General features: G+C 71.8%; 19 protein-coding genes. 14 read left to right on the forward strand and 5 right to left on the reverse strand.

What is annotated here, in order from left to right:
- Positions 1-307: 307 nt before the first annotated feature.
- The 12 genes from LZP97_RS25220 (at position 308) to LZP97_RS25275 (ending at position 10,387) form a co-directional block, all read left to right on the forward strand.
- Entirely contained in the window at positions 308-898 is a 591-nt protein-coding gene (locus LZP97_RS25220) for a MauE/DoxX family redox-associated membrane protein (RefSeq protein ID WP_029539987.1), read from the forward strand.
- Positions 899-939: 41 nt separating this feature from the next.
- Entirely contained in the window at positions 940-1,554 is a 615-nt protein-coding gene (locus LZP97_RS25225) for a redoxin domain-containing protein (RefSeq protein ID WP_010593818.1), read from the forward strand.
- Between the two features lie 36 nt (positions 1,555-1,590).
- The gene (locus tag LZP97_RS25230) at positions 1,591-2,253 is read left to right on the forward strand and encodes a methylamine dehydrogenase light chain (protein ID WP_010593819.1); all 663 of its coding nucleotides are present in this window, start codon (positions 1,591-1,593) and stop codon (positions 2,251-2,253) included.
- Complete coding sequence (locus LZP97_RS25235) at positions 2,250-3,563, forward strand: hypothetical protein (RefSeq protein ID WP_026137730.1); 1,314 nt, start codon at positions 2,250-2,252, stop codon at positions 3,561-3,563. The genes LZP97_RS25230 and LZP97_RS25235 overlap by 4 nt, the downstream gene beginning before the upstream one ends.
- Positions 3,560-5,170 (forward strand): multicopper oxidase family protein, encoded by a 1,611-nt coding sequence (locus LZP97_RS25240; protein ID WP_040274038.1) that lies wholly within the window; start codon positions 3,560-3,562, stop codon positions 5,168-5,170. The genes LZP97_RS25235 and LZP97_RS25240 overlap by 4 nt, the downstream gene beginning before the upstream one ends.
- Before the next feature lie 11 nt (positions 5,171-5,181).
- The gene (locus tag LZP97_RS25245) at positions 5,182-5,526 is read left to right on the forward strand and encodes a plastocyanin/azurin family copper-binding protein (RefSeq protein ID WP_017680631.1); all 345 of its coding nucleotides are present in this window, start codon (positions 5,182-5,184) and stop codon (positions 5,524-5,526) included.
- The gene (locus LZP97_RS25250; RefSeq protein WP_010593823.1) at positions 5,523-5,855 is read left to right on the forward strand and encodes a cupredoxin domain-containing protein; all 333 of its coding nucleotides are present in this window, start codon (positions 5,523-5,525) and stop codon (positions 5,853-5,855) included. Before LZP97_RS25245 ends, LZP97_RS25250 begins: the two co-directional genes overlap by 4 nt.
- Before the next feature lie 45 nt (positions 5,856-5,900).
- On the forward strand, positions 5,901-6,737 hold the full coding sequence (locus LZP97_RS25255; protein WP_010593824.1) for a hypothetical protein: 837 nt from the start codon (positions 5,901-5,903) through the stop codon (positions 6,735-6,737).
- A 69-nt stretch (positions 6,738-6,806) separates the two neighbouring features.
- Positions 6,807-7,301: a glutathione peroxidase gene (locus LZP97_RS25260; RefSeq protein ID WP_010593825.1), complete on the forward strand. Its 495-nt coding sequence runs from the start codon at positions 6,807-6,809 to the stop codon at positions 7,299-7,301.
- 5 nt (positions 7,302-7,306) lie between these two features.
- A complete protein-coding gene (bluB, locus tag LZP97_RS25265) occupies positions 7,307-7,960 on the forward strand; it encodes a 5,6-dimethylbenzimidazole synthase (RefSeq protein WP_010593826.1) in 654 nt (217 codons plus the stop codon).
- A 30-nt stretch (positions 7,961-7,990) separates the two neighbouring features.
- Positions 7,991-8,695 carry a DUF2334 domain-containing protein gene (locus LZP97_RS25270; RefSeq protein WP_010593827.1) on the forward strand — a complete coding sequence of 235 codons (705 nt, stop codon included), beginning with the start codon at positions 7,991-7,993 and terminating at the stop codon, positions 8,693-8,695.
- Between the two features lie 48 nt (positions 8,696-8,743).
- Positions 8,744-10,387, forward strand: coding sequence for an FAD-binding dehydrogenase (locus LZP97_RS25275; RefSeq protein WP_017680633.1), 1,644 nt, complete (start codon positions 8,744-8,746; stop codon positions 10,385-10,387).
- 54 nt (positions 10,388-10,441) lie between these two features.
- On the opposite strand, the gene LZP97_RS25280 is transcribed toward LZP97_RS25275, so the two are convergent.
- Both LZP97_RS25280 and LZP97_RS25285 read right to left on the reverse strand, forming a co-directional pair.
- Positions 10,442-11,086 carry an MBL fold metallo-hydrolase gene (locus tag LZP97_RS25280; RefSeq protein WP_010593829.1) on the reverse strand — a complete coding sequence of 215 codons (645 nt, stop codon included), beginning with the start codon at positions 11,084-11,086 and terminating at the stop codon, positions 10,442-10,444.
- Between the two features lie 102 nt (positions 11,087-11,188).
- On the reverse strand, positions 11,189-11,725 hold the full coding sequence (locus LZP97_RS25285) for a flavodoxin family protein (protein WP_010593830.1): 537 nt from the start codon (positions 11,723-11,725) through the stop codon (positions 11,189-11,191).
- Positions 11,726-11,877: 152 nt separating this feature from the next.
- Here LZP97_RS25285 and LZP97_RS25290 point away from each other — a divergent pair, with 152 nt between their 5' ends.
- On the forward strand, positions 11,878-13,356 hold the full coding sequence (locus LZP97_RS25290) for a carboxylesterase/lipase family protein (protein WP_010593831.1): 1,479 nt from the start codon (positions 11,878-11,880) through the stop codon (positions 13,354-13,356).
- Between the two features lie 131 nt (positions 13,357-13,487).
- On the opposite strand, the gene LZP97_RS25295 is transcribed toward LZP97_RS25290, so the two are convergent.
- The 3 genes from LZP97_RS25295 to LZP97_RS25305 form a co-directional block, all read right to left on the reverse strand.
- The gene (locus LZP97_RS25295; protein ID WP_010593832.1) at positions 13,488-14,204 is read right to left on the reverse strand and encodes a hypothetical protein; all 717 of its coding nucleotides are present in this window, start codon (positions 14,202-14,204) and stop codon (positions 13,488-13,490) included.
- A gap of 85 nt (positions 14,205-14,289) precedes the next feature.
- Positions 14,290-16,530, reverse strand: coding sequence for a heavy metal translocating P-type ATPase (locus tag LZP97_RS25300; protein ID WP_017680635.1), 2,241 nt, complete (start codon positions 16,528-16,530; stop codon positions 14,290-14,292).
- A gap of 78 nt (positions 16,531-16,608) precedes the next feature.
- A complete protein-coding gene (locus LZP97_RS25305; protein ID WP_017680636.1) occupies positions 16,609-16,917 on the reverse strand; it encodes a heavy-metal-associated domain-containing protein in 309 nt (102 codons plus the stop codon).
- A 181-nt stretch (positions 16,918-17,098) separates the two neighbouring features.
- Between LZP97_RS25305 and LZP97_RS25310 the strand changes: the two genes are divergently transcribed.
- On the forward strand, positions 17,099-19,480 hold the full coding sequence (locus LZP97_RS25310; protein ID WP_010593835.1) for an ATP-binding protein: 2,382 nt from the start codon (positions 17,099-17,101) through the stop codon (positions 19,478-19,480).
- Positions 19,481-19,593: the final 113 nt, after the last annotated feature.

The following is a 19,593-nucleotide window of genomic DNA, read 5'->3' on the forward strand; positions in this document are numbered from 1 at the left end:
CAGGGCGAGGGACAACGTAGCGCCGCGGTGTTACGCGACGGTTTCCTCCGCGAACGACATGTGGACGGCAAGTGGGAATCCGCCCGGGACAGCGCTGTGGCCCGCGCCACCCCACGGCCCGGGTGCCCGGCGAACAGGTCCTCCGAAAGGTCGAGAAACCGCGCCCACCTGCAGCGTTCGCATGAGGCGCACCGCGACGCCGGGTTCCACTCGCGGTGCCCCCGGACGTTTCCCCGACGACCCGTTCGCGACGCATCCGGTGCGCACGATTGAGCGGCACGATCATTCGACTGCGAAGGGGACGACCATGATGTGGGCGGTGGTAGCGGCGCTCGTCGGCGGGACGTTGTTGCTCGCGGGGGTGCCGAAGGCCGGCGATCACGAGGGGCTGCTGCGCGTTGTCCGCGGTTACCGGCTGCTGCCGTCCGGGGTCGAGCGGGTGGTCGCGCGGGTGCTGCCCGCCGCCGAGATCGTCGTGGGTGCCCTGCTGGTGTTCGGCGTCGCCGGCCGCACCGCCGCGGCCGCCGCAGCGGTGCTGTTCCTCGGCTTCTTCGTCGGCCTCACCGTGAACCTCGCCCGCGGCCGGCGCGAGCTCGACTGCGGCTGCTTCGCGTTCGGCGACCACGATGCGGCGCCGCGTATCGGCTGGTTCCACTCGGTGCGGGCCGGCGGGTTCGCCGTCGTGTCGATCGTGCTGGCCCTCACCGGGCCCCCGGGCATCGGCGTGCTCGAGCAGGCGGCAGCGCTCGCACTCGCGGCGCTCGTCCTCACCGCCGCCCTCGCGGCAGCCCAGTTGCGCGCCGTGGTCCACGTCGGGCGCCGGCCCGTCGACGAACACCTGACCCCCGCGTCCGCCGAACTGCGTGCCGTCGCCACCGTGTCGCGCTACGGCGCCTGAGAACCCCTCTCCCGAAACCCTTTCCGAGACAGGACCGATAGATGGACACCATTCTTCTCGTTGCGGTCACCGTGCTGACGGCGGCGGTCGCCGTGCTGTTCCTGATGGTGCTCGCGCTGGCCCGCGAGATCGGCCGGGTGCAGGTCCGGCTCGGACCCCTCGGGGCCCGCATGATGGACACCGGCCCGAAGATCGAGCAGGCGGGTCCGTCCTTCCGTGGCCTCACCGACCACGTCGGACGCACCGTCGGCATCGGCGGGCACCGGGACCGGCCGCAGCTGCTGCTGTTCACGGCGCCCACCTGCTCCACCTGCAAGAGTCTGCTGCCCGGCGTCCGCGCGATGGCCAAGGCGGAGAGGGACTTCGACGTCGTGATCGTCTCCGACGGCACACCCGAGGAGCACCGGCAGTTCCTCGCCGGCAGCAACATCGGCACCGAACTGAGCTACGTCGACGGCCGCGACGTCGGCATCGCCTACCAGGTCGGCACCACGCCCTACGGGGTGATCCTCGACGAGCACGGCAAGATCCGCGCCAAGGGCCTGTGCAACCACATGGCCCAGGTCGAGAGCCTGCTCAACGCCCTCGAGACCGGCACCCCGTCGCTGCAGCACCTGCACGAACAGGCCAAGGCCCGCGCCGCCGCGAGCGCCTGAATCCCCCCGGACGAACGGAGAGATGCGTTGGAAGAGATGTACGAGAACCGGTACCCGGTCGACAAGGAGACCGTCGAGGAACAGGCCGCCTGGATGGCCGGCAAGGGCGGCTCGTTCATGAGCCGGACCGGACGCCGGATGTCGGAGCAGGTGTCGCGCCGCTCGATGATCAGCCGTCTCGGCCGCTGGACGATGGGTGTGTCGGGAGTGGCGCTCATCAGCTCGCTTCCGGTGACCCGCACCGCGTTCGCGCAGGAGCCCGCACCCGATCCCGGCCCGGAACCGCTCGTGCCCGTCTACGACGGCAAGGATCCGGCCGAGTGCGAGTACTGGCGCTGGTGCAACATGGACGGCACCTCCTGCGCGGCCTGCAACGGCGGCGGAGTGACCACGTGCGCGCCGGGCAGCAAACCGGGTGCCGAATTCTGGGTCGGGTGCTGCACGAACCCCGACACCGGCAAGACCTACCTCATCGCCTACTACGACTGCTGCGGGGCCCCGTCGTGCTCCAACGCGTTCTGCGGCGAGCCGGACATGCAGGCCGTGATGTACAACCCGGTCTCGGGCAGTTACGACCAGGAGATCATCTGGTGCGTCTCCGACGAATCCCAGTCGTACACCTGCACCATGGCCCCCATCATCGGCGAGGACTGCCAGGCCCGTCCCGCCGAGCGTCCGAAGGTCGGTGCCGGATCATGACATTGCGTTCCCGTCGCCTCGTGCGTCCCGCCGCGGCCGCCGTGCCCCTCGCGCTGCTCGTCACCCTCGCCGGCTGCGGCTCGTCCGGCGACGACCCGAGCACCGCCGGCGACGTCACCTATCCCACCGTCGAATTCACCACCCCGGGGGAGGGCATCGCCCTCGGGCACGACGACCAGGAGATCGGCGACACCATCCCCGAACCGCTGCACGTCTCCGAGATCGAGCCCATCGGGCGCGACGAACTCGTCGCCGTGGCAGGCGGATTCGGGAAGCTGGAGCTCGGTGTCAACGTCCTCGACCCGAAGACGGGTGTCGCCGGCAGCCGCATCGTCGTCGGGCCCGGCATCTGGGACCCGGTGATCCACGGCTTCGTCGGCGAGACCCCGTCCGACCCGGCCGTTCTCGCCGCCGAAGTGTGGCGTCCCCGCGGATCGCGGGGCGCCGCCGACTTCACCGTCAGCACCTACTCCGGAAACCTGCTCGAGCCCGCCGAGGCGCTGCTGCCCGACGTCGCGCGTGTGCACTCGCGGCCCGGTTCCAACGCGGTCACCTCCGACGGGCGGTACTTCGTCACCTGGGACGACGGCCTCTACGGCGTCCGCGTCGTGGACCTCGAGACGAGGCAGCAGAGCGGAGCCGTGCAGCTCGTCGGCTGCGGACCGTTCACCTGGACCGTGGACCACGAGATCTACAGCGTGTGCGAGGAGACCGGTGAGCTCGTCCGGATCTCCGTCGGCGACGACGGCGTGCCCGCCGAGACCGCCCGGGCGAAGGTGCTGCCGGACGACTTCGTCAGCGCGCGGAAGGTCGGGTGGGCCGCCGAGGCACGCAAGGCCCTGCTGGTCGGGGAGAACGGCGACGTGTACGTCTTCGACTTCTCGAACGGCCTGCCGCAGGACGCGGTGACGCCGATCGGCAACGCCGGCCGGCCCGAGGGCCGGTTCGCGAGCGACGTCATCGACAACACCGGCACCCGGATCGCGATCGCCTACACCGACTCACCGATCCATCCCAGTTCCGCCCGCGGCGGCGACCTGGCCCGCATCGTGCTGTCCGACGCCGCGAACCTCGCGCCGATCCGGTCGCTGAGCCTGCCGGACCTGGGACTGACCGACATCGCGAGCATGGCGTTCTCCGTGGACGGCGCCACGTTCTACGTGCTCGGCGGCAACCCGGAGGGGCAGGGCGAGGCGGCGCAGCGCATCGTCGGGTTCGACGCCGCGACCGGGCAGCAGGTCTCCTCGGTGGAGATCAGCGGCAACGTCGAGGATTTCACCGATCTGCTCACCCCCGAGGTGATCGGATGAGACCACCCGGCGCCGTGTTGGGCCGGCGCAGGTTCCTGGCCCTCGGCTCCCTCGGGGCCGGGGCGCTGGGGATGAGCGCGCTCGGGTTCGGCGCCGCCGGCTGCGCCACCGCATCGTCCGGTACGCAACCGGCCGGCGCCGGCGCGGAGAACGGGGCGGCGGCCGATCTCGACTACATTTCCCCGGCCGACCCGGAGGTCGCCGCCGCCGAGGCCGCCCGCGGCTGGAACGGCACCGTGGCGTCGTTCGCGCTGGCCGCCGGCGTCGCCACCGTCGACCTGGGTGGGCGTCTCGTCGACACCTGGACGTACGGGGGCCGGGCCGTCGCCCCGGAACTGCGGGTCCGCAGGGGTGACCGGCTCGACGCCGCGGTGCGCAACGACCTGCATGCCGACACCACCGTCCACTGGCACGGCATCCGGATCCGCAACGACATGGACGGTGCTGCGCCCGTCACCCAGGCGGCGATCGCGCCCGGCACGACGTTCGACTACAGCTTCGTCGTCCCGGACCCCGGCACCCACTGGTACCACTCGCACAGCGGCCTGCAGGCCGATCGCGGGCTGTTCGGCGCCCTGATCGTCGAGGACCCCGACGACCGCACCGGCGCCGACGCCGACGCCGTGCTGGTCCTCGACGACTGGCTCGACGGCCTGGGCACCACACCCGACGCGGTGCTCACCGCGCTCAACCCCGCGATCTCCGGCGGGCACGGCGGGCACGGCGGTGGTGCGGCACCCGGGGCGCAGCCCGCCGGGGACCTGGACGTCGCCCGGCAGCTGGTGAGTGCCGGGCACGGCGACTCCGCGGCGCTCGGCGGGATGACCCAGCACATCGCGTACCCGCTGCACCTGATCAACGGCCGGCCCCCGAACGATCCCACCCCGGTCGTCGCCGCGGCGGGGCAGCGCGTGCGGCTGCGGATCGTCAACGCGGCGGCCGAGACCCCGTACCGGTTCGCGGTGGCCGGGCACGAACTCACGATCGTCGCGGCGGACGGCTTCGACGTGCAGCCCACCGTCGCCGACACGATCGTCGTCGGAATGGCGCAACGCTACGACGTCCTCGTCACCGTGAAGTCGGGCGTGTGGCCGATCGTCGCGAAGGTCGAAGGGCGGCCAGGATATGCCTCGACGGTGCTGCGCACCCCGGACGCGGTGCCGATGGCCGACGCCGACGTGGGCGGCGCGATCCCCGAACTCGGCGGCCGGCTCGTTGCGGAGAGCGCGTTGCGGCCCGTCGAGGCCGTGCGGCTCGATCCACGCGAACTCGATCGGGACTACCGGATCGAGCTGATCCAGGCGGGGGGCCGCTACGTGTGGGGCATGGCCGGGACCGACGCCGGCCGCCTGGTCATGAAACAGGGTGAGCGCGTGCGGATCACGATGAAGAACTCGTCGACGATGTGGCACCCGATGCACACGCACGGGCACACCTTCGCGGTCGGCGCCTACGGCGGGCTGCGCCGCGACACCGTCAACGTGCTGCCCGGTGCCGAACTCGCGATCGAATTCGACGCCGACAATCCGGGTGAATGGATGTTCCACTGCCACAACGCCTACCACTTCGAAGCCGGTATGACCGCGAACCTGCGGTACATCCGATGAGAGGAATCGTCATGCGAAAGTTCGCCGTCCTGCTCGCCGGCCTGCTGACCGCGGTGAGCCTGTCCGCCTGCGGCACCGCCGGAGGTTCGGCCGAGCCCACCGTCGTCGTGGAGGTGAAGAACATGGCCTACAACCCGGAGTCGGTGACGATCGAGAAGGGCCAGACCGTCGAGTGGCGCTTCGACGACGGCGGACTGCCGCACGACGTGGTGGGGGAGGGCCCTCTCGAGGGCCGGCTGAAGAGCGAGCTCCTCACCGAGGGAACGTATTCCTACACGTTCGACGAAGCCGGCACCTTCACGTATCACTGCACGCCGCACCCGATGATGGTCGGCACCGTGATCGTCCGGGAATGAGCCGGCAGCCGGGGTGGGCTGCGGCCCTGCTGTTTCCGCTCGTCGCAGCCTGCGGCCCGTCCGATCGCCCCCCGGACGCGGTGGTGGTCGTCCGCAACGTCCACTTCGCGCCGCCCGACGTGACCGTGCCGGCCGGCGGCACCGTCGAATGGCGGTTCGAGGACGGCGGGGTGCTGCACCAGGTCGTATCGGAGGGGTCGTTCGACAGCGGGATCACCGCGGAGGGTACGTACTCCCGCACCTTCGACGAGCCGGGCACCTACCCGTACACCTGCTCGGTCCACCGGTACATGACCGGCACCGTCACCGTCACCGTCACCGAATCCTGAACCAGCCGTCCGTATCCGGAAAACACCGATCCCCTGGAGGAAGTCATGACCGCAGTTCTCGCGCACGAGCCGCTGACGACGGACGTGCCGGACATCCGTCCCACCCTGCAGAAGGCCGTGCCGTCGCACACCCGTGCGGCGCTGATCGCCGCAGCCGGCGTCGCCGGTGCCGGGGCGGCGGCGCTGCTCACCCCGTCCGGGCCCGCAGCGACGACCGCCGCGGTCGTGGGTGCCGGAGCCGTCACCGCCCTGGCCGCGAACTGGTCGACGTGCGGCATGTCGGTCGCCGGCGTCGTCGCCGCCCCGAAGCAGCCCGACCGTCCGGGTTCGTCGACCCCGGTGCGCCGGCTCGGCTGGCACGCCCTCGGCTCGATCGCGACCGGTGCCCCGACCGGCGCGCTCGTCGGGGCGCTCGGTGCGCTCGTCGCCGGGGCGGTCCCGGTGACGTGGGCGCTCCTCGCGTGGGGTGCCGTCGCGTTCGCCTACGGCCTGCACGAGCTGGGCCTGGTGACGCTGCCGACGCCGATGCGCCGCAGGCAGCTGCCGCGGCACCTGCGCCGGTCGATGGCACCGTGGAAGGTCTCGCTGCTCTTCGGCGCCCTCATCGGGCCGGGTTTCGTGATCTTCATCCGGTCGAGCGCGTACTACCTGCTGGTGCTCGGCGTCGCCGCGGCCGGCTCACCCGTCCTCGGTGCCGCGCTGTTCACGCTCGTCTCGCTCGGCCGGTGCCTGCCGAGCCTGTTGGCGATCGTGCACACCCGCGGCGGTGGGTCGATGCCGGGCTTCCTGTCGGCGATGTGCGTGGTCGACCGCCGGGTGCAGACGCTGACCGGCGCCGCGCTCGTCGCCCTCGGCGCATTCGCGGTCGTCGCCGCACTCTGACGTGCCTGCCCGCGGCGGCCCCGGGGCGCACTACCGCCCCGGGGACCGTCGCGACTAACGTCGGGCGGCATGACGACTTCTCTGCAGAACATCGGCATCAACACCCTCGGCGGGGTGCCGACCTCCCTCGCCGAGTTCGACGGTCGCGCGGTCCTCGTGGTCAACGTCGCCTCCAAGTGCGGCCTGACTCCGCAGTACACGGCGCTCGAGAAGCTCGCCGTCGAGTACGCGGACCGGGGCCTGACCGTCGTCGGCGTGCCGTGCAACCAGTTCATGGGCCAGGAGCCGGGGACCGCCGAGGAGATCCAGACCTTCTGCTCCACCAACTACGGCGTCACGTTCCCGCTGTGGGAGAAGATCGACGTCAACGGCGAGAGCCGGCACCCCCTCTACACCGAACTCACCCGGCACCCCGACGCGAACGGCGAGGCCGGCGACGTGCAGTGGAACTTCGAGAAGTTCCTCGTCGCACCCGACGGGAACGTCGTCGCCCGGTTCCGGCCCCGCACCGAGCCCGACGCCCCCGAAGTGATCGCCGCCCTCGAAGCCGCGTTGCCCCGCTGAGCGCGATGACCGACACCATCGATGCGCGGGCGGCGCTGTACGACGTGATCCGTGCCCGCCGCGACGTCCGCGCGGAGTTCACCGGTGAGCGCGTCGACGAGCAGGTCCTGTGGCGGGTGCTGGGGGCGGCGCACGCGGCACCCAGCGTCGGCAACACCCAGCCGTGGGACTTCGTCGTGGTCCGCGACCCGCAGCGGCTCGCCGAGTTCGCCGACCACGTCGCCGGATGCCGTCGCGCGTTCGCGGACTCGCTGCCGGAGGACCGGCGGCGCACGTTCGATCCCATCAAGGTCGAAGGCATCGTCGAGTCGGGCACCGGGATCGTGGTCACCTACGACCCGTCGCGCGGAGGGCGGCACATCCTCGGCCGGCACACGGTCGACGACGTGGGCGTGTTCTCGGCGGTGCTGTCGATCCAGAACCTGTGGCTCGCGGCAACCGTCGAAGGACTCGGCGTCGGCTGGGTGTCGTTCTACGACGAGGCGTTCCTCGCCGACTTCGTCGGAGCCCGGCCCCCGGTGCGGCCGATCGCGTGGCTGTGCGTCGGTCCCGTGACCCGATTGCAGGACGTGCCCGACCTCGAGCGGTTCGGATGGCGGACCGGCCGGCCCCTCGCCGACGCCGTGCATGCCGAAACCCTTCAGGTGCGCGACGCCTGACGTTCACCCGGCCCTGGCACCGTGGAGCCCATGAGCGGCCAGCTGATCGTGTCGGTGTCGGGCATCAGGGACGAGACCCGCCCGGCGGTGGACGCCTTCGCCCGGGAGATGGACGCTCGCGGCGTGCCGCTGTCGCTGCTGGTCGCGCCGCGCATGAAGGACCACTACCGGCTCGCACGCGACCCGCACACCCAGGAGTGGCTGCTCGAGCGTCGCGAGGGCGGCGACGCCATCGTGCTGCACGGCTACGACCAGGCCGCGACGAAGCGGCGGCGCGCCGAGTTCGCGGTCCTGCCCGAACACGAGGCGCGGCTGCGGCTGCTCGCCGCCGACCGGGTGCTCGAGGAGACGGGACTGCGGACCCGGTTGTTCGCACCGCCGCGCTGGCTCGCCTCGCCGGGGGCCGTCGCGGCGCTGCCCGCCACCGGGTTCCGGCTGATGGCCGGCGTCGCCGGGATCCACGACCTTCACCGCGACACCGTCACCCACGCGCGGGTGTTCGGCATCGGGGAGGGCGCCAAGGCCGAACCGTGGTGGTGCCGGGCGATGGTGATCGGCGCCGGTCGGGTCGCCCGTCGCGGGGGGCTGCTGCGGCTGTCCATCTCCGGCAAGCAGCTCGACCGTCCCGGACCGCGGCAGGCGATGCTCGACGCGGTCGACCTCGCCCTGCACCTCGAGGCGCAGCCCTCGGTCTACCGCTGGCCGCCGCGCGCACGCACACTCGGCGCGGCCTGACCCCGGAGATCCGCCCACGCGAACCTACCCTGCAGTAGGTTGGCGGGCATGGACGCAGACGTGATCGTGGTGGGCGCCGGTCTGGCCGGGCTCGTCGCCACAGCCGAACTCCTCGACGCCGGGCGCACCGTCGTGCTGGTCGACCAGGAGAACTCGCACAACCTCGGGGGACAGGCCTTCTGGTCGTTCGGCGGGCTGTTCTTCGTTGACTCCCCCGAACAGCGCCGGCTCGGCATCCGCGACTCGTACGACCTGGCCCTGCAGGACTGGATGGGCAGTGCCGCGTTCGACCGGGAGGACGAGGACTACTGGCCGCGCCGCTGGGCGCAGGCCTACGTCGAGTTCGCGGCCGGCGAGAAGCACGCGTGGCTGAAGGAACGCGGGCTGAAGCTGTTTCCCATGGTCGGCTGGGCCGAACGCGGCGGCTACGACGCCGGCGGTCACGGCAACTCGGTGCCCCGGTTCCACATCACGTGGGGAACCGGACCGCGACTCGTCGAGATCTTCGCCCGCACGGTGCTCGACGGCGTCGACCGTGGCCGGGTGATCCTGCGGAACCGGCACCGCGTCGACGACCTCGTCGTCACCGGCGGCGCCGTCACCGGGGTGCGCGGAACCGTGCTCGAACCGTCGTCGGCGGCGCGGGGTGTGGCGTCGTCGCGCGTGGCGACCGGCGAGTTCGAATTCTCGGCCGGCGCGGTGATCGTCACCTCGGGTGGCATCGGCGGCAACTACGACCTGGTGAAGAAGAACTGGCCGAAGCGGCTGGGAGACCCGCCGAAGCACATGCTCACCGGCGTGCCGGCACACGTCGACGGGCGGATGCTCGAGATCACCGAGCGCGCCGGCGGGCGCATCGTCAACCGCGACCGGATGTGGCACTACACCGAGGGCATCACGAACTACGACCCCGTCTGGCCCAACCACGGCATCCGCATCCTGCCCGGCCCGTCGTCGCTGTGGCTCGACGCGACCGGAAAGCGACTGCCGGTCCCGCTGTTTCCGGGCTTCGACACCCTCGGCACCCTCGAGCACATCGTGCGCAGCGGGCACGACCACACGTGGTTCGTGCTCGACCAGAAGATCATCGAGAAGGAGTTCGCGCTCTCCGGCCAGGAACAGAATCCGGACCTGACCGGCCGCGACATCCGCAAGGTGCTGCAGCGGGTCAAGCCCGGCGCGCCGGCACCGGTGGAGGCGTTCAAGCAGCGCGGCGTCGACTTCGTCGTCCGCGACACCCTCGCCGACCTGGTGGCAGGGATGAACGAGATCACCCCGGACGCGCCCCTGGACTATGCGGCGGTCAGGCAGGTCGTCGAGGCCCGGGACCGCGAGATCGCGAACAAGTACACCAAGGATCTGCAGGTCGCGGCGATGCGCGCGGCCCGCGCCTACGTGCCGGACCGGATCACCCGCATCGCCGCCCCGCACCGGTTGCTCGACCCGAAGGCCGGTCCGCTGATCGCGGTCAAGCTGCACCTGCTCACCCGCAAGACGTTGGGCGGGCTCGAGACCGACCTGTCGGGCCGGGTACTGACGACCGGCGGCTCGGTGTTCGAGGGCTTGTTCGCGGCGGGGGAGGTCGCCGGGTTCGGCGGCGGCGGGGTACACGGCTACCGCTCGCTCGAGGGCACCTTCCTCGGCGGCTGCATCTTCTCCGGCCGCGCCGCCGGCCGCGCCGCCGGCCGCTGACGCGGCCGGTGCGTCCTTTGGGCGGCTACCGCAGCCCAAAGGACGCACCGGCGGCTACGCCTCGACCGAGTCCTCGGCGGGCAGGACCCGGAACTCGGTGCCCTCCGGGGCCATCTCGGAGTAACGGCCGTAGAAGATGCCGGTGGCCTGGTCTGCGAGGATGCCTTGGTGAATCGGGACGGCCACCCGCGGGTTGACCGCGCGCAGGTAGTCCACCGACTCCCAGATCTTCAACCACGGCGCCGCGGCGGGCAGCGCGAGCACGTCGACCCTCTCGTGCGGGATGTACAGCGAGTCGCCCGGATGCAGCAGACGCGCCGGGTTCTCGTCGTCACCGAGCAGGTAGGCGGTGTTGTCGATGACCGGCAGTTCCGGGTGGATGACGGCGTGCCGGCCGCCCGTGCCGCGCACCCGCACGTCGCCGACGGTGAATGCGTCGCCCGGGTGCACGGCCTGCCAGCCGCCGCCCAGCTGAGCGGCGGTTTGCGGGTCCGCGTACAGGGCGGCCCCCGGGTTGGCCTCCACCAGCGCCGGCAGCCGCGCCGGGTCGGCGTGGTCCGGGTGCTGATGGGTGACCAGGATGGCGTCGAGCCCCGTGATGCCCTCGAAGCCGTGCGAGAAGTTGCCCGGGTCGAACAGGATCGTCGCGCCGAGGTGTTCCACGAGCAGGCAGGAATGTCCGAAGTGGGTCAGTCGCATAGACCCGAGTATGGACCGTCGGGCGCGGCTGTGCGCCGAGCGGAGGTATCGTCGTGTCGGCCCACGGAGACGAGCGGGACATCCGCTCGGCCCACGGGCGGGTCAGCGCACTTCTTCGGATCCGCTCGCCGCCTGCTGTGCGAGCGACCGGCCCCACTGCTCGGCGCGTTCCTCCTCGCCGGGCTCGAGTGCCGACTGCTTGTCGACGAGGAAGCTCTCCGGATCGGCGACGAGCTCGAACCCGTGCTTGCGCAGCTTCTTGGCGATGCCCTTGCCCGCGCGGCCGGTGAGCACGGCCGCCAGGTCGATGCGTGTGTCGAACGCTGCGGCCCTGCCGCCGCCGGACGGCAGCGAATCGAGCCACTCGCGGACGCCCTCGCTCTCGGCGTCGGGTTCGAGCGTCAGTCCGCTGTCGGGTTTCTCGGCCTGCTCGGCCGCGCCGTGGCGCGTCGACTCGCGGCTCATGCCGTGCGCATGTGTGGGGCCGCCGACCACCACGAGGTCGTAGTCGGACAGGTTCTCCTCGTGTGCCTGGGTGACGGGAACCGTGCGTACCGCGGATCCCAGCCCGCGCGCGACGGCTTCCGCCACGTGACGGGTGTTCCCGAACATCGATTCGTACACCACCAGTGCTCGCATGCCGCGCCTCCTCGGCTGGGCGGAAAGTCGATGACCGTCCCACTCAGCATAGGAGCCGTCGGACCGAGCGAACGGGCCTTTCCTGCGGAGATCAGCGATACATTCGCTCGGGTGGGTGGCGTTGTGAGGAGCCGCGAGGAGAGGAACGGGACATGACGGATACGGTGCAGACCGGAGCGGGCGCGGTCCGGGGGACGGTCGTCGACGGGGTGTGGGCGTTTCTGGGCATCCCGTACGCGGCGGCCCCGGTGGGACCGGCGAGGTTCGCCGCTCCGGCACCGGTACCCCGGTGGGAGGGGGCGCGTGACGCCACCGTACCCGGCCCCACCTGTCCGCAGTCGCCGTACGCCGCGCCCGCGGCCGCGTTGCTCGGCAACGTCATCGAGCCCGGCGACGAATGCCTGAACCTGTCGGTGTGGACCCCGGACCCGGGTGCCTCGGCACTGCCGGTGATGGTGTGGATCCACGGCGGCGCATTCACCCGCGGCTCGAACCGGATCGAGAGCTACGACGGGCGTGCCTTCGCGCGCGACGGGGTGGTGCTGGTGTCGGTCAACTACCGGCTCGGAGTCCCCGGGTTCCTTTCGCTCGACGGCGCGCCGGACAACCGAGGCCTGCTCGACCAGATCGCCGCGCTGCGCTGGGTGCAGGACAACATCCGGGCGTTCGGCGGCGACCCCGGCAACGTGACGGTGTTCGGCGAGTCGGCCGGCGGCATGAGCGTGGCCGCGTTGCTCGCCTCGCCCGCCGCGACGGGCCTGTTCCACCGCGCCGTCGTGCAGAGCGGCAATGCCACCGCGGCCGCGGACGTCGAGGACGCGCGCCGGGTGACGGCCGTCCTCGCCGGCAACCTGGGGGTGCCGGCCACCGCCGCGGCATTCGGTGCCCTCGACCCCGGCCGCCTGCAGTCCGCGCAGGACGATCTCGGTCTCGAACTGGCACAGAATCCGGATCCGGCCCGGTGGGGTGAGTCGGTGGTGCAGCGCGGACTGGGGGTGATGAGCCTGTTCCCCACGATCGACGGTGAGGTGCTTCCGTCGCTGCCGATCGACGCGCTCGCCGCGGGGGCAGGCACGGATGTGCCGGTGCTGGCCGGAACGACCACCGACGAGTTCCGGTTCTTCCTGGTGCCGACCGGCATCGCCGCGGTGATCACCGGTGACACCCTTCCGTTCGTCCTGCACCGGTACGGGATCGATCCCGCGATCGCCGATCTGTACGCCGGTCACCGTCCCGGGGCCAGTCCCGGGGACGTGCTCGCCGCGATCCTCACCGACTACGCGTTCCGGTCGGGCACCGTCGCCCTCGCGGACGCGATCGTCCGCGGCGGTGGAACGGCCCGGTTGTACGAGTTCGCGTGGCCGAGCCCGGTCCAGGATCTGCGGGCGTGCCATGCGCTCGAGATCGCGTTCGTCTTCGACCGTCTCGACGTCGCCCACCGGCTCACCGGAGACCGGCCCCCGCAGTCGCTCGCCGACGAGATGCACCGCGCCTGGGTGCAATTCGCGACCACCGGAGATCCCGGGTGGGCACCGGTCGGTGCCTCGCGACCGGTCCGGGTGTTCGGGGGCGAGGGCGATCCGGTGGTGGTGAACCCGCGGTCCGACGAGCTGGCGTGCTGGATCGGGTGACGCCCCGGCCGGATCCGGACGACGGTGCGTCCCGCCGCCCGTGGCCGAATGTCACATCGGTTCGGTCAGATCGACGCGATGTGACATTCGGCCGCCCGCCCCCGTTTCCGGGTGCCGACCGCCGAGTGCCCCTACCGGTCGGTGCCGGCGACGAGCTGCTCGACACGCTCGTGGAAGATCCGCCAGCGACGCTCGTTCTCGTGTGTGAGCACGGCGCTGTGGGCGGCGAGATCCGAGGCGTGGTCGAGCATCTCCGCGGCCGAGAAGAGGTAGCGCGGGGCAATACGGTCGGCGGCGAGGTCCGCCCGCAGTGCGGTGGGAGCGAAGTCCACCCGCTCGAGGATCGCGACCGCCCGGTCGAGGTGGCGGGCGACGAGTTCGGTCGTCGACGCGCACTGCCAGTCGTGGGAGACGATCCGGTGCCGTTCGGCGAGCAGGTCCGCCAGCTCCGGGTATGTGAGCAGTGCCTCGAGCATGTCCCAGGCCGTCGCCATGGCGGACGCGAGCCACTGCCCGGTCGTCCGGCTCGCCTCGGCGAGTGCGCGCAGGTCGGTCTTCAGCCGGGTGATCTCCGCCGGTTCGCCGCCGCCCTCCATGAACAGGATGCCGAGCGTCTCGGTGGCGCGGTCGTCGTTGAGGTCGGGTGCCCCGGCGAACGGGCTCGGCGACGTGTCGTCGGCCGGTGCGACCACCGACCACCGCTCGGCGAGGGCCTTCAGGGCACGGGAGCTGCGCTGGAGCCGGATCACGTCGTGATAGGGCGATTCGGAATAGAACTTCTCGTGCTCGCGGTGGAAGCGGGCGAGGTTGCGCACCGTGAGCAGCAGCGGGTCCGGCTCGGACTGCATGCGTCGAGCGTGACACAGCGCGACGCGGCGCCGCCGGGGAATCGACGACTCCCGGCAGCACCGCGTCGGCCTCGCCCGGGCCGGCTCAGCGCGGGCTGAACCGCCGCAGCCGCAGGCTGTTGCTCACCACGAACACCGAACTGAACGCCATCGCCGCCCCCGCGATCAGCGGGTTGAGCAGCCCGAGCGCCGCGAGCGGGAGGGCCGCGACGTTGTAGGCGAACGCCCAGAACAGGTTGCCCTTGATGGTGCGCAGCGTCGCGCGGGCGAGCCGGATCGCGTCGGGCGCGGCCCGCAGGTCGCCGCGCACGAGGGTCAGGTCGGAGGCCTCGATCGCGACGTCGGTGCCGGTGCCCATCGCGAGCCCGAGGTCGGCCTGGGCGAGGGCGGCCGCGTCGTTGACGCCGTCGCCGATCATGGCGACGACCCGGCCCTCGTTCTGCAGCCTCGCAACCACGTCGACCTTGTCGGCGGGCAGGACCTCGGCGATCACCTCGTCGATGCCGACCTGCGCTGCGACGGTCTCGGCGGCACTGCGGTTGTCGCCGGTGAGCAGTACGGGACGCAGACCGAGTTCGCGCAGCTCCGCGATCGCCGCGGCGGAGGTGTCCTTGATCGTGTCGGAGACGACGACGACGGCCCGGATGCGTCCGTCCCAGGCGATCCACACCGGTGTGCGGCCCTCGGCCTCGGCGTCGTCGGCGCTGCGCCGCAGCGATTCGGGGGCGGTCAGCGACCACTCGTCGCGCAGCCACGACCGTCGGCCCGCGAGCACGGCGTGACCGTCGACGACACCGGAAACTCCTCGGCCACCGTGGTTCTCGAAGTTCTCCACGGTCGGGAGAGCGCCGGTGGCCGAGGCCCGCTCGGCGACGGCGCGCGCGATGGGGTGCTCGGAAGCGTGCTCGAGTGCCCCGGCCAGGCGCAGTGCCTCGCCGTCGTCCTCACCGTCGGCGGTGTGCACGGCCGCGACGGCCATGCGGCCGGTGGTGACGGTGCCCGTCTTGTCGAGCACGACGGTGTCGACGCGGCGGGTCGATTCGAGGATCTGCGGTCCCTTGATGAGGATGCCGAGCTGGGCGCCGCGACCGGTGCCGACGAGCAGCGCGGTCGGGGTCGCGAGACCCAGCGCGCAGGGGCACGCGATGATCAGCACCGCGACGGCCGCGGTGAACGCCGCTGTCACCGAGTTGCCGGTGAGCAGCCATGCGGCGAGGGTGAGCAGCGACAGTCCGATGACGATGGGGACGAACACCGCCGACACCCGGTCGGCGAGCCGTTGCACCTCGGCCTTGCCGTTCTGCGCCTCGGTCACCAGGCGTGCCATCTGGGCGAGCTGGGTGTCGGCGCCGACGCGGGTCGCGCGGACGACGAGGCGGCCCCCGGCGTTGACGGTGGCGCCGACGACCTGGTCGCCGGGCGCGACCTCGACCGGCACGGGTTCGCCGGTGAGCATCGACGCGTCGACCGCCGACGTGCCCGAGACGACGACGCCGTCGGTGGCGATCTTCTCGCCCGGCCGCACGACGAACCGGTCGCCGACGGCGAGTCGGCCGATCGGGATCCGGGTTTCGAGGTCACCGTCGCGCAGCACCGCGACGTCCTTGGCGCCCATGTCGAGCAGTGCCCGCAGCGCCGCGCCCGACTGCCTCTTGGCGCGGGCCTCGAAGTAGCGTCCCGCGAGGATGAAGGTGGTGACGGCGGCGGCCACCTCGAGGTAGATGTGCGGCTCGGAGTCGCCGGTGGGCAGCAGATCGAACGACATGCGCATGCCGGTCATGCCGGCGTGCGTGAAGAACAGTGCCCACAGCGACCACAGGTAGGCGGCCGTGACGCCGACGGAGATGAGGGTGTCCATCGTGGCGGCGCCGTGCCGGGCGTTGGTCCAGGCGGCGCGGTGGAAGGGCAGCGCCCCCCACACGACGACGGGGGAGGCGAGCGTCAGGGTGAGCCACTGCCAGTTGTCGAACTGCAGGGCCGGGATCATCGACAGCAGTACCACCGGCACGGTGAGAACCGCGGAGACGGTCAGGCGCTGCCGCCAGGCCGCAGCCTCGTCCGGTTCGGGGGTGGCCTCGGTGGTCTCCTCGTCCCGAGGCGGCGCGGGCAGGGCGGCGGTGTAGCCGGTCGCCTCGACCGTCGCGACGAGGTCGTCGGGGGCGACCCCGTCCGCGTAGGCGACCTTGGCCTTCTCGGTCGCATAGTTCACGGTGGCGGTCACCCCGTCCATCCGATTGAGCTTCTTCTCGATGCGGGCCGCGCAGGAAGCGCAGGTCATGCCGCCGATCGAGAGTTCTACCTCGTGCACCATCTCGTCCGTGGTCATGGACGGGTCCCTTCTCGAGTCGACGGGTCGTCGGTGGGTCGCTGGGTCGTCGCAGTGTCGTCGCAGTGTCGTCGCAGTTCACTGCGGGGCGAGGTGGTAGTCGCCGGCCTCGTCCAGCGCGGTGGCGACGGCGTCGTCGTCGAGGCCGTCGATGCTGGTCACGGTGACGGTGGAGACGCCGCCCGCGACGAGTTCGACGTGGACGTCCTCGACGCCGGGCAGGGCGCGCAGTTCCTCGGTGACGGCCCCGGCGCAGTGGCCGCAGGTCATGCCGACGACGGGGAAGGCCTGGGTGTTCATTCGGGGATCCTCACTGCTCGGTCCGGTCGGGTGGTCGGCGCAGCGGCAGCCGCCGGCCGTGTCGGTCAGGGGCAGGAGCCGGGTCATCGCGATCCTCCTCTGGTCGTGTGCTTCCTTTATACCCCCTAGGGGTATGACTCCGCCAGTCCGGGACGGTCCTTTCCCCGAGACTCCCGGAATCGTGCGTACCGCCCGGGCGGAGGCTCGGGTGGGCCCGCTCTATCCTGAGAAGCTCCGACAGGAACGACGCACGATGTGAGGCACCGAGGTGGACGACGAGACTTCGGCCCGCACCCTGTTCCCGGGGCCGGACCCCACCGCGACCGTCCACCGCGACGCCGACTGGGCGGCGACCCAGCTGGGACCGATCGACACCTGGCCCCCCGAACTCACGGCGGCCGTGCGGACCGTCGTCCCGTCCCGGGTGCCCATGCTGCTGTGCTGGGGGCCGGAGCTGGTGCAGATCTTCAACGACGCCTTCCGGCCCCTGCTCGGGGAGAAGTTCCCGGCGGCGGCGGCCCAGCGAGCCGCCGAGTGCTGGGAAGAGATCTGGGACGTCATCGGGGCTCTCGTCACCCAGGCGCAGCGTGGGGAGCCGACCCTGTCGGAGCGGATGCAACTGTTCATGCACCGCTTCGGCTACACGGAAGAGACGTACTGGACGTTCTCCTACAGCCCCGTCCGCGCCGCCGACGGCACGGTCGCCGGCATCTTCGTCGCCACCACCGACGTCACCGAGCAGGTGCTCGCCGAGCGCCGGGCCGCCGTCCTGCGGGAACTCGGCCAGCTCGCGATGACGGAGACGGCCACCGCCCACGACGCCTGCCGGGCCGCGCTCGGTCTGCTCGGCGGTCACGAGGACGATCTGCCGTTCGGCAGTGCCCACCTGTGCTGCGAGGGGGTGATGGTGACGGTGGCCGAGTTCGGCGCCGCCCCCGGCGTCGTGTCGGACCTGTCGGAAGTGATCGCACGGGTGGCCGGGTCCGGCAAGGCCGAGGCCGTCGCGGACCTCGGTCCCGACCGCGACACCGCGGTGGTCCTGCCCCTCCCGGTCTCCGGGGGCGGCCCGGCCGGTGCACTCGTCCTCGGAACGAGCCGGTTCCGCGAGCTCGACGAGCAGTACCGGGTGTTCCTGGACATGGTCGCGGTCCGCGTGTCCACGGCGCTGTCCGATGCGCAGGCCTACGAGGCCGAACGCCGGCGAGCGGCCGAGCTCGCCGAGCTCGACGCCGCCAAGAGCCGGTTCTTCGAGAACGTCAGCCACGAGTTCCGCACCCCGCTGACCCTGCTCCTCGGCCCGCTGCAGACCCTGCTCGACGAGCACACCGCCGCGTTGCCTCCCGCCCAGGTCGCCGCCGTGGCCGCGGCGCGGCGGGCCGCACTGCGTCTGCAGCGGCTCGTCGACATGCTCCTCGACGTCGCCCGGGGCGACGCCGGCCGGCTCGCCGCGCACAGCGAGCCCACCGACATCGTCGCGGTGACGCGCGACGGAGCCGAGCTGTTCCGGGACGCGGCGGACCTTGCGGGGCTCGCCCTCGAGGTCGACGTCGACGATGTGCCGAGCCGGTACGTGGCCATCGACCGCACGATGTGGACACACATCGTGCTGAACCTGTTGTCCAACGCGATCAAGTTCACCCAGGCGGGATCGGTCTCGGTGACCCTGCGGGGTGACGGGGCGAACCTGGTGCTGCGCGTCGCAGACACGGGCACGGGCATCGCGGAGGCCGAGCGCGGCAAGATCTTCGACCGCTTCTACCAGATCGGCGACCGGTCCGGCCGCAGCCGCGAGGGGTCGGGCATCGGACTGTCCCTCGTCGCGCAGTTCGTCGCCGCCCTGGGTGGTTCGGTGTCCGTCGACGACGTCGCCCCGCACGGGACGGTGTTCACGGTGACGGTGCCCGCGGTGCCGAGCTCCCAGCCGGCGCCCGGCGCCGCGGACGACGTCGTGGCTTCGGCGGGCGCGGCGTACCTGGGAGAGGTCGAGGCGTGGCGGCCCGTCGCGGTGCCCGCAGCCGGCCCGCGCGAGGGACAACCGTGCATCCTCCTCGTCGAGGACAACGCGGACATGCGTGACCACCTTCTCGGTCTGCTCACGGCCCAGGGCTGGCACGTCGACGCCACGGCCGACGCCGAGTCCGCGCTCGAGCGGATCCGGGCCGAGCTTCCCGACCTGCTCCTCACCGACGTCATGCTGCCGGGGCGGAGCGGGTTGTCGCTCCTGCAGGACGTGCGCGACGACGAACGGCTGGCGCGGCTTCCGGTGATCCTGCTCACGGCCCGGGCCGGATCGGAGTCCGCCGTCGAGGGACTGCGAGCCGGTGCCGACGACTACGTCGTCAAGCCGTTCCATCCCAGCGAGCTCACGGCGCGGGTCCGGGTGCACCTGGAGATGTCGCGGCTACGGGAGGAGCTGCTCGCCGCGAGTGCGCACGAGGCCGCCTCGCTCCGGATCGCTTTGGATACCCGGAGTGTCACGAGCCGCGCCGTCGGCCTGCTCATGGCAGCGCACCGGGTCGACGCGGACACCGCATTCGCGCAGCTGTCGGCGATGTCCCAGGCGACGAACGTGAAGGTCCGTACGCTCGCGGCCGAGATCGTCGAGAACTTCACGGCGTCGCTCACCGAGCAGCCGCCTCCGCAGCCGTGACGGACCTGCCCGCGTGCGGCCCTGCCGATTCCGGGTCACCCGGGGTCGGCCGGTAAACTGCGGGGCGTCCGGTGTCCGTCCCCGGGCGCCAGCACTACTACCGAGGAGCAGCA

Source organism: Rhodococcus sp. DMF-1 (assembly GCF_021441945.1).
GTDB classification, from domain to species: domain Bacteria; phylum Actinomycetota; class Actinomycetes; order Mycobacteriales; family Mycobacteriaceae; genus Rhodococcus; species Rhodococcus ruber.

Bases quoted from the DNA above. Each gene is read 5' to 3' on its own strand.
- LZP97_RS25240 (WP_040274038.1), top strand. From the start codon at position 3,560: ATGAGACCACCCGGCGCCGTGTTGGGCCGGCGCAGGTTCCTGGCCCTC.
- LZP97_RS25300 (WP_017680635.1), bottom strand. From the start codon at position 16,530: ATGACCACGGACGAGATGGTGCACGAGGTAGAACTCTCGATCGGCGGC.
- LZP97_RS25275 (WP_017680633.1), top strand. From the start codon at position 8,744: ATGGACGCAGACGTGATCGTGGTGGGCGCCGGTCTGGCCGGGCTCGTC.
- LZP97_RS25230 (WP_010593819.1), top strand. From the start codon at position 1,591: ATGTACGAGAACCGGTACCCGGTCGACAAGGAGACCGTCGAGGAACAG.
- LZP97_RS25225 (WP_010593818.1), top strand. From the start codon at position 940: ATGGACACCATTCTTCTCGTTGCGGTCACCGTGCTGACGGCGGCGGTC.
- LZP97_RS25245 (WP_017680631.1), top strand. From the start codon at position 5,182: ATGCGAAAGTTCGCCGTCCTGCTCGCCGGCCTGCTGACCGCGGTGAGC.
- LZP97_RS25280 (WP_010593829.1), bottom strand. From the start codon at position 11,086: ATGCGACTGACCCACTTCGGACATTCCTGCCTGCTCGTGGAACACCTC.
- LZP97_RS25235 (WP_026137730.1), top strand. From the start codon at position 2,250: ATGACATTGCGTTCCCGTCGCCTCGTGCGTCCCGCCGCGGCCGCCGTG.
- LZP97_RS25305 (WP_017680636.1), bottom strand. From the start codon at position 16,917: ATGACCCGGCTCCTGCCCCTGACCGACACGGCCGGCGGCTGCCGCTGC.
- LZP97_RS25255 (WP_010593824.1), top strand. From the start codon at position 5,901: ATGACCGCAGTTCTCGCGCACGAGCCGCTGACGACGGACGTGCCGGAC.
- bluB (WP_010593826.1), top strand. From the start codon at position 7,307: ATGACCGACACCATCGATGCGCGGGCGGCGCTGTACGACGTGATCCGT.
- LZP97_RS25250 (WP_010593823.1), top strand. From the start codon at position 5,523: ATGAGCCGGCAGCCGGGGTGGGCTGCGGCCCTGCTGTTTCCGCTCGTC.
- LZP97_RS25285 (WP_010593830.1), bottom strand. From the start codon at position 11,725: ATGCGAGCACTGGTGGTGTACGAATCGATGTTCGGGAACACCCGTCAC.
- LZP97_RS25290 (WP_010593831.1), top strand. From the start codon at position 11,878: ATGACGGATACGGTGCAGACCGGAGCGGGCGCGGTCCGGGGGACGGTC.
- LZP97_RS25270 (WP_010593827.1), top strand. From the start codon at position 7,991: ATGAGCGGCCAGCTGATCGTGTCGGTGTCGGGCATCAGGGACGAGACC.
- LZP97_RS25295 (WP_010593832.1), bottom strand. From the start codon at position 14,204: ATGCAGTCCGAGCCGGACCCGCTGCTGCTCACGGTGCGCAACCTCGCC.
- LZP97_RS25220 (WP_029539987.1), top strand. From the start codon at position 308: ATGATGTGGGCGGTGGTAGCGGCGCTCGTCGGCGGGACGTTGTTGCTC.
- LZP97_RS25260 (WP_010593825.1), top strand. From the start codon at position 6,807: ATGACGACTTCTCTGCAGAACATCGGCATCAACACCCTCGGCGGGGTG.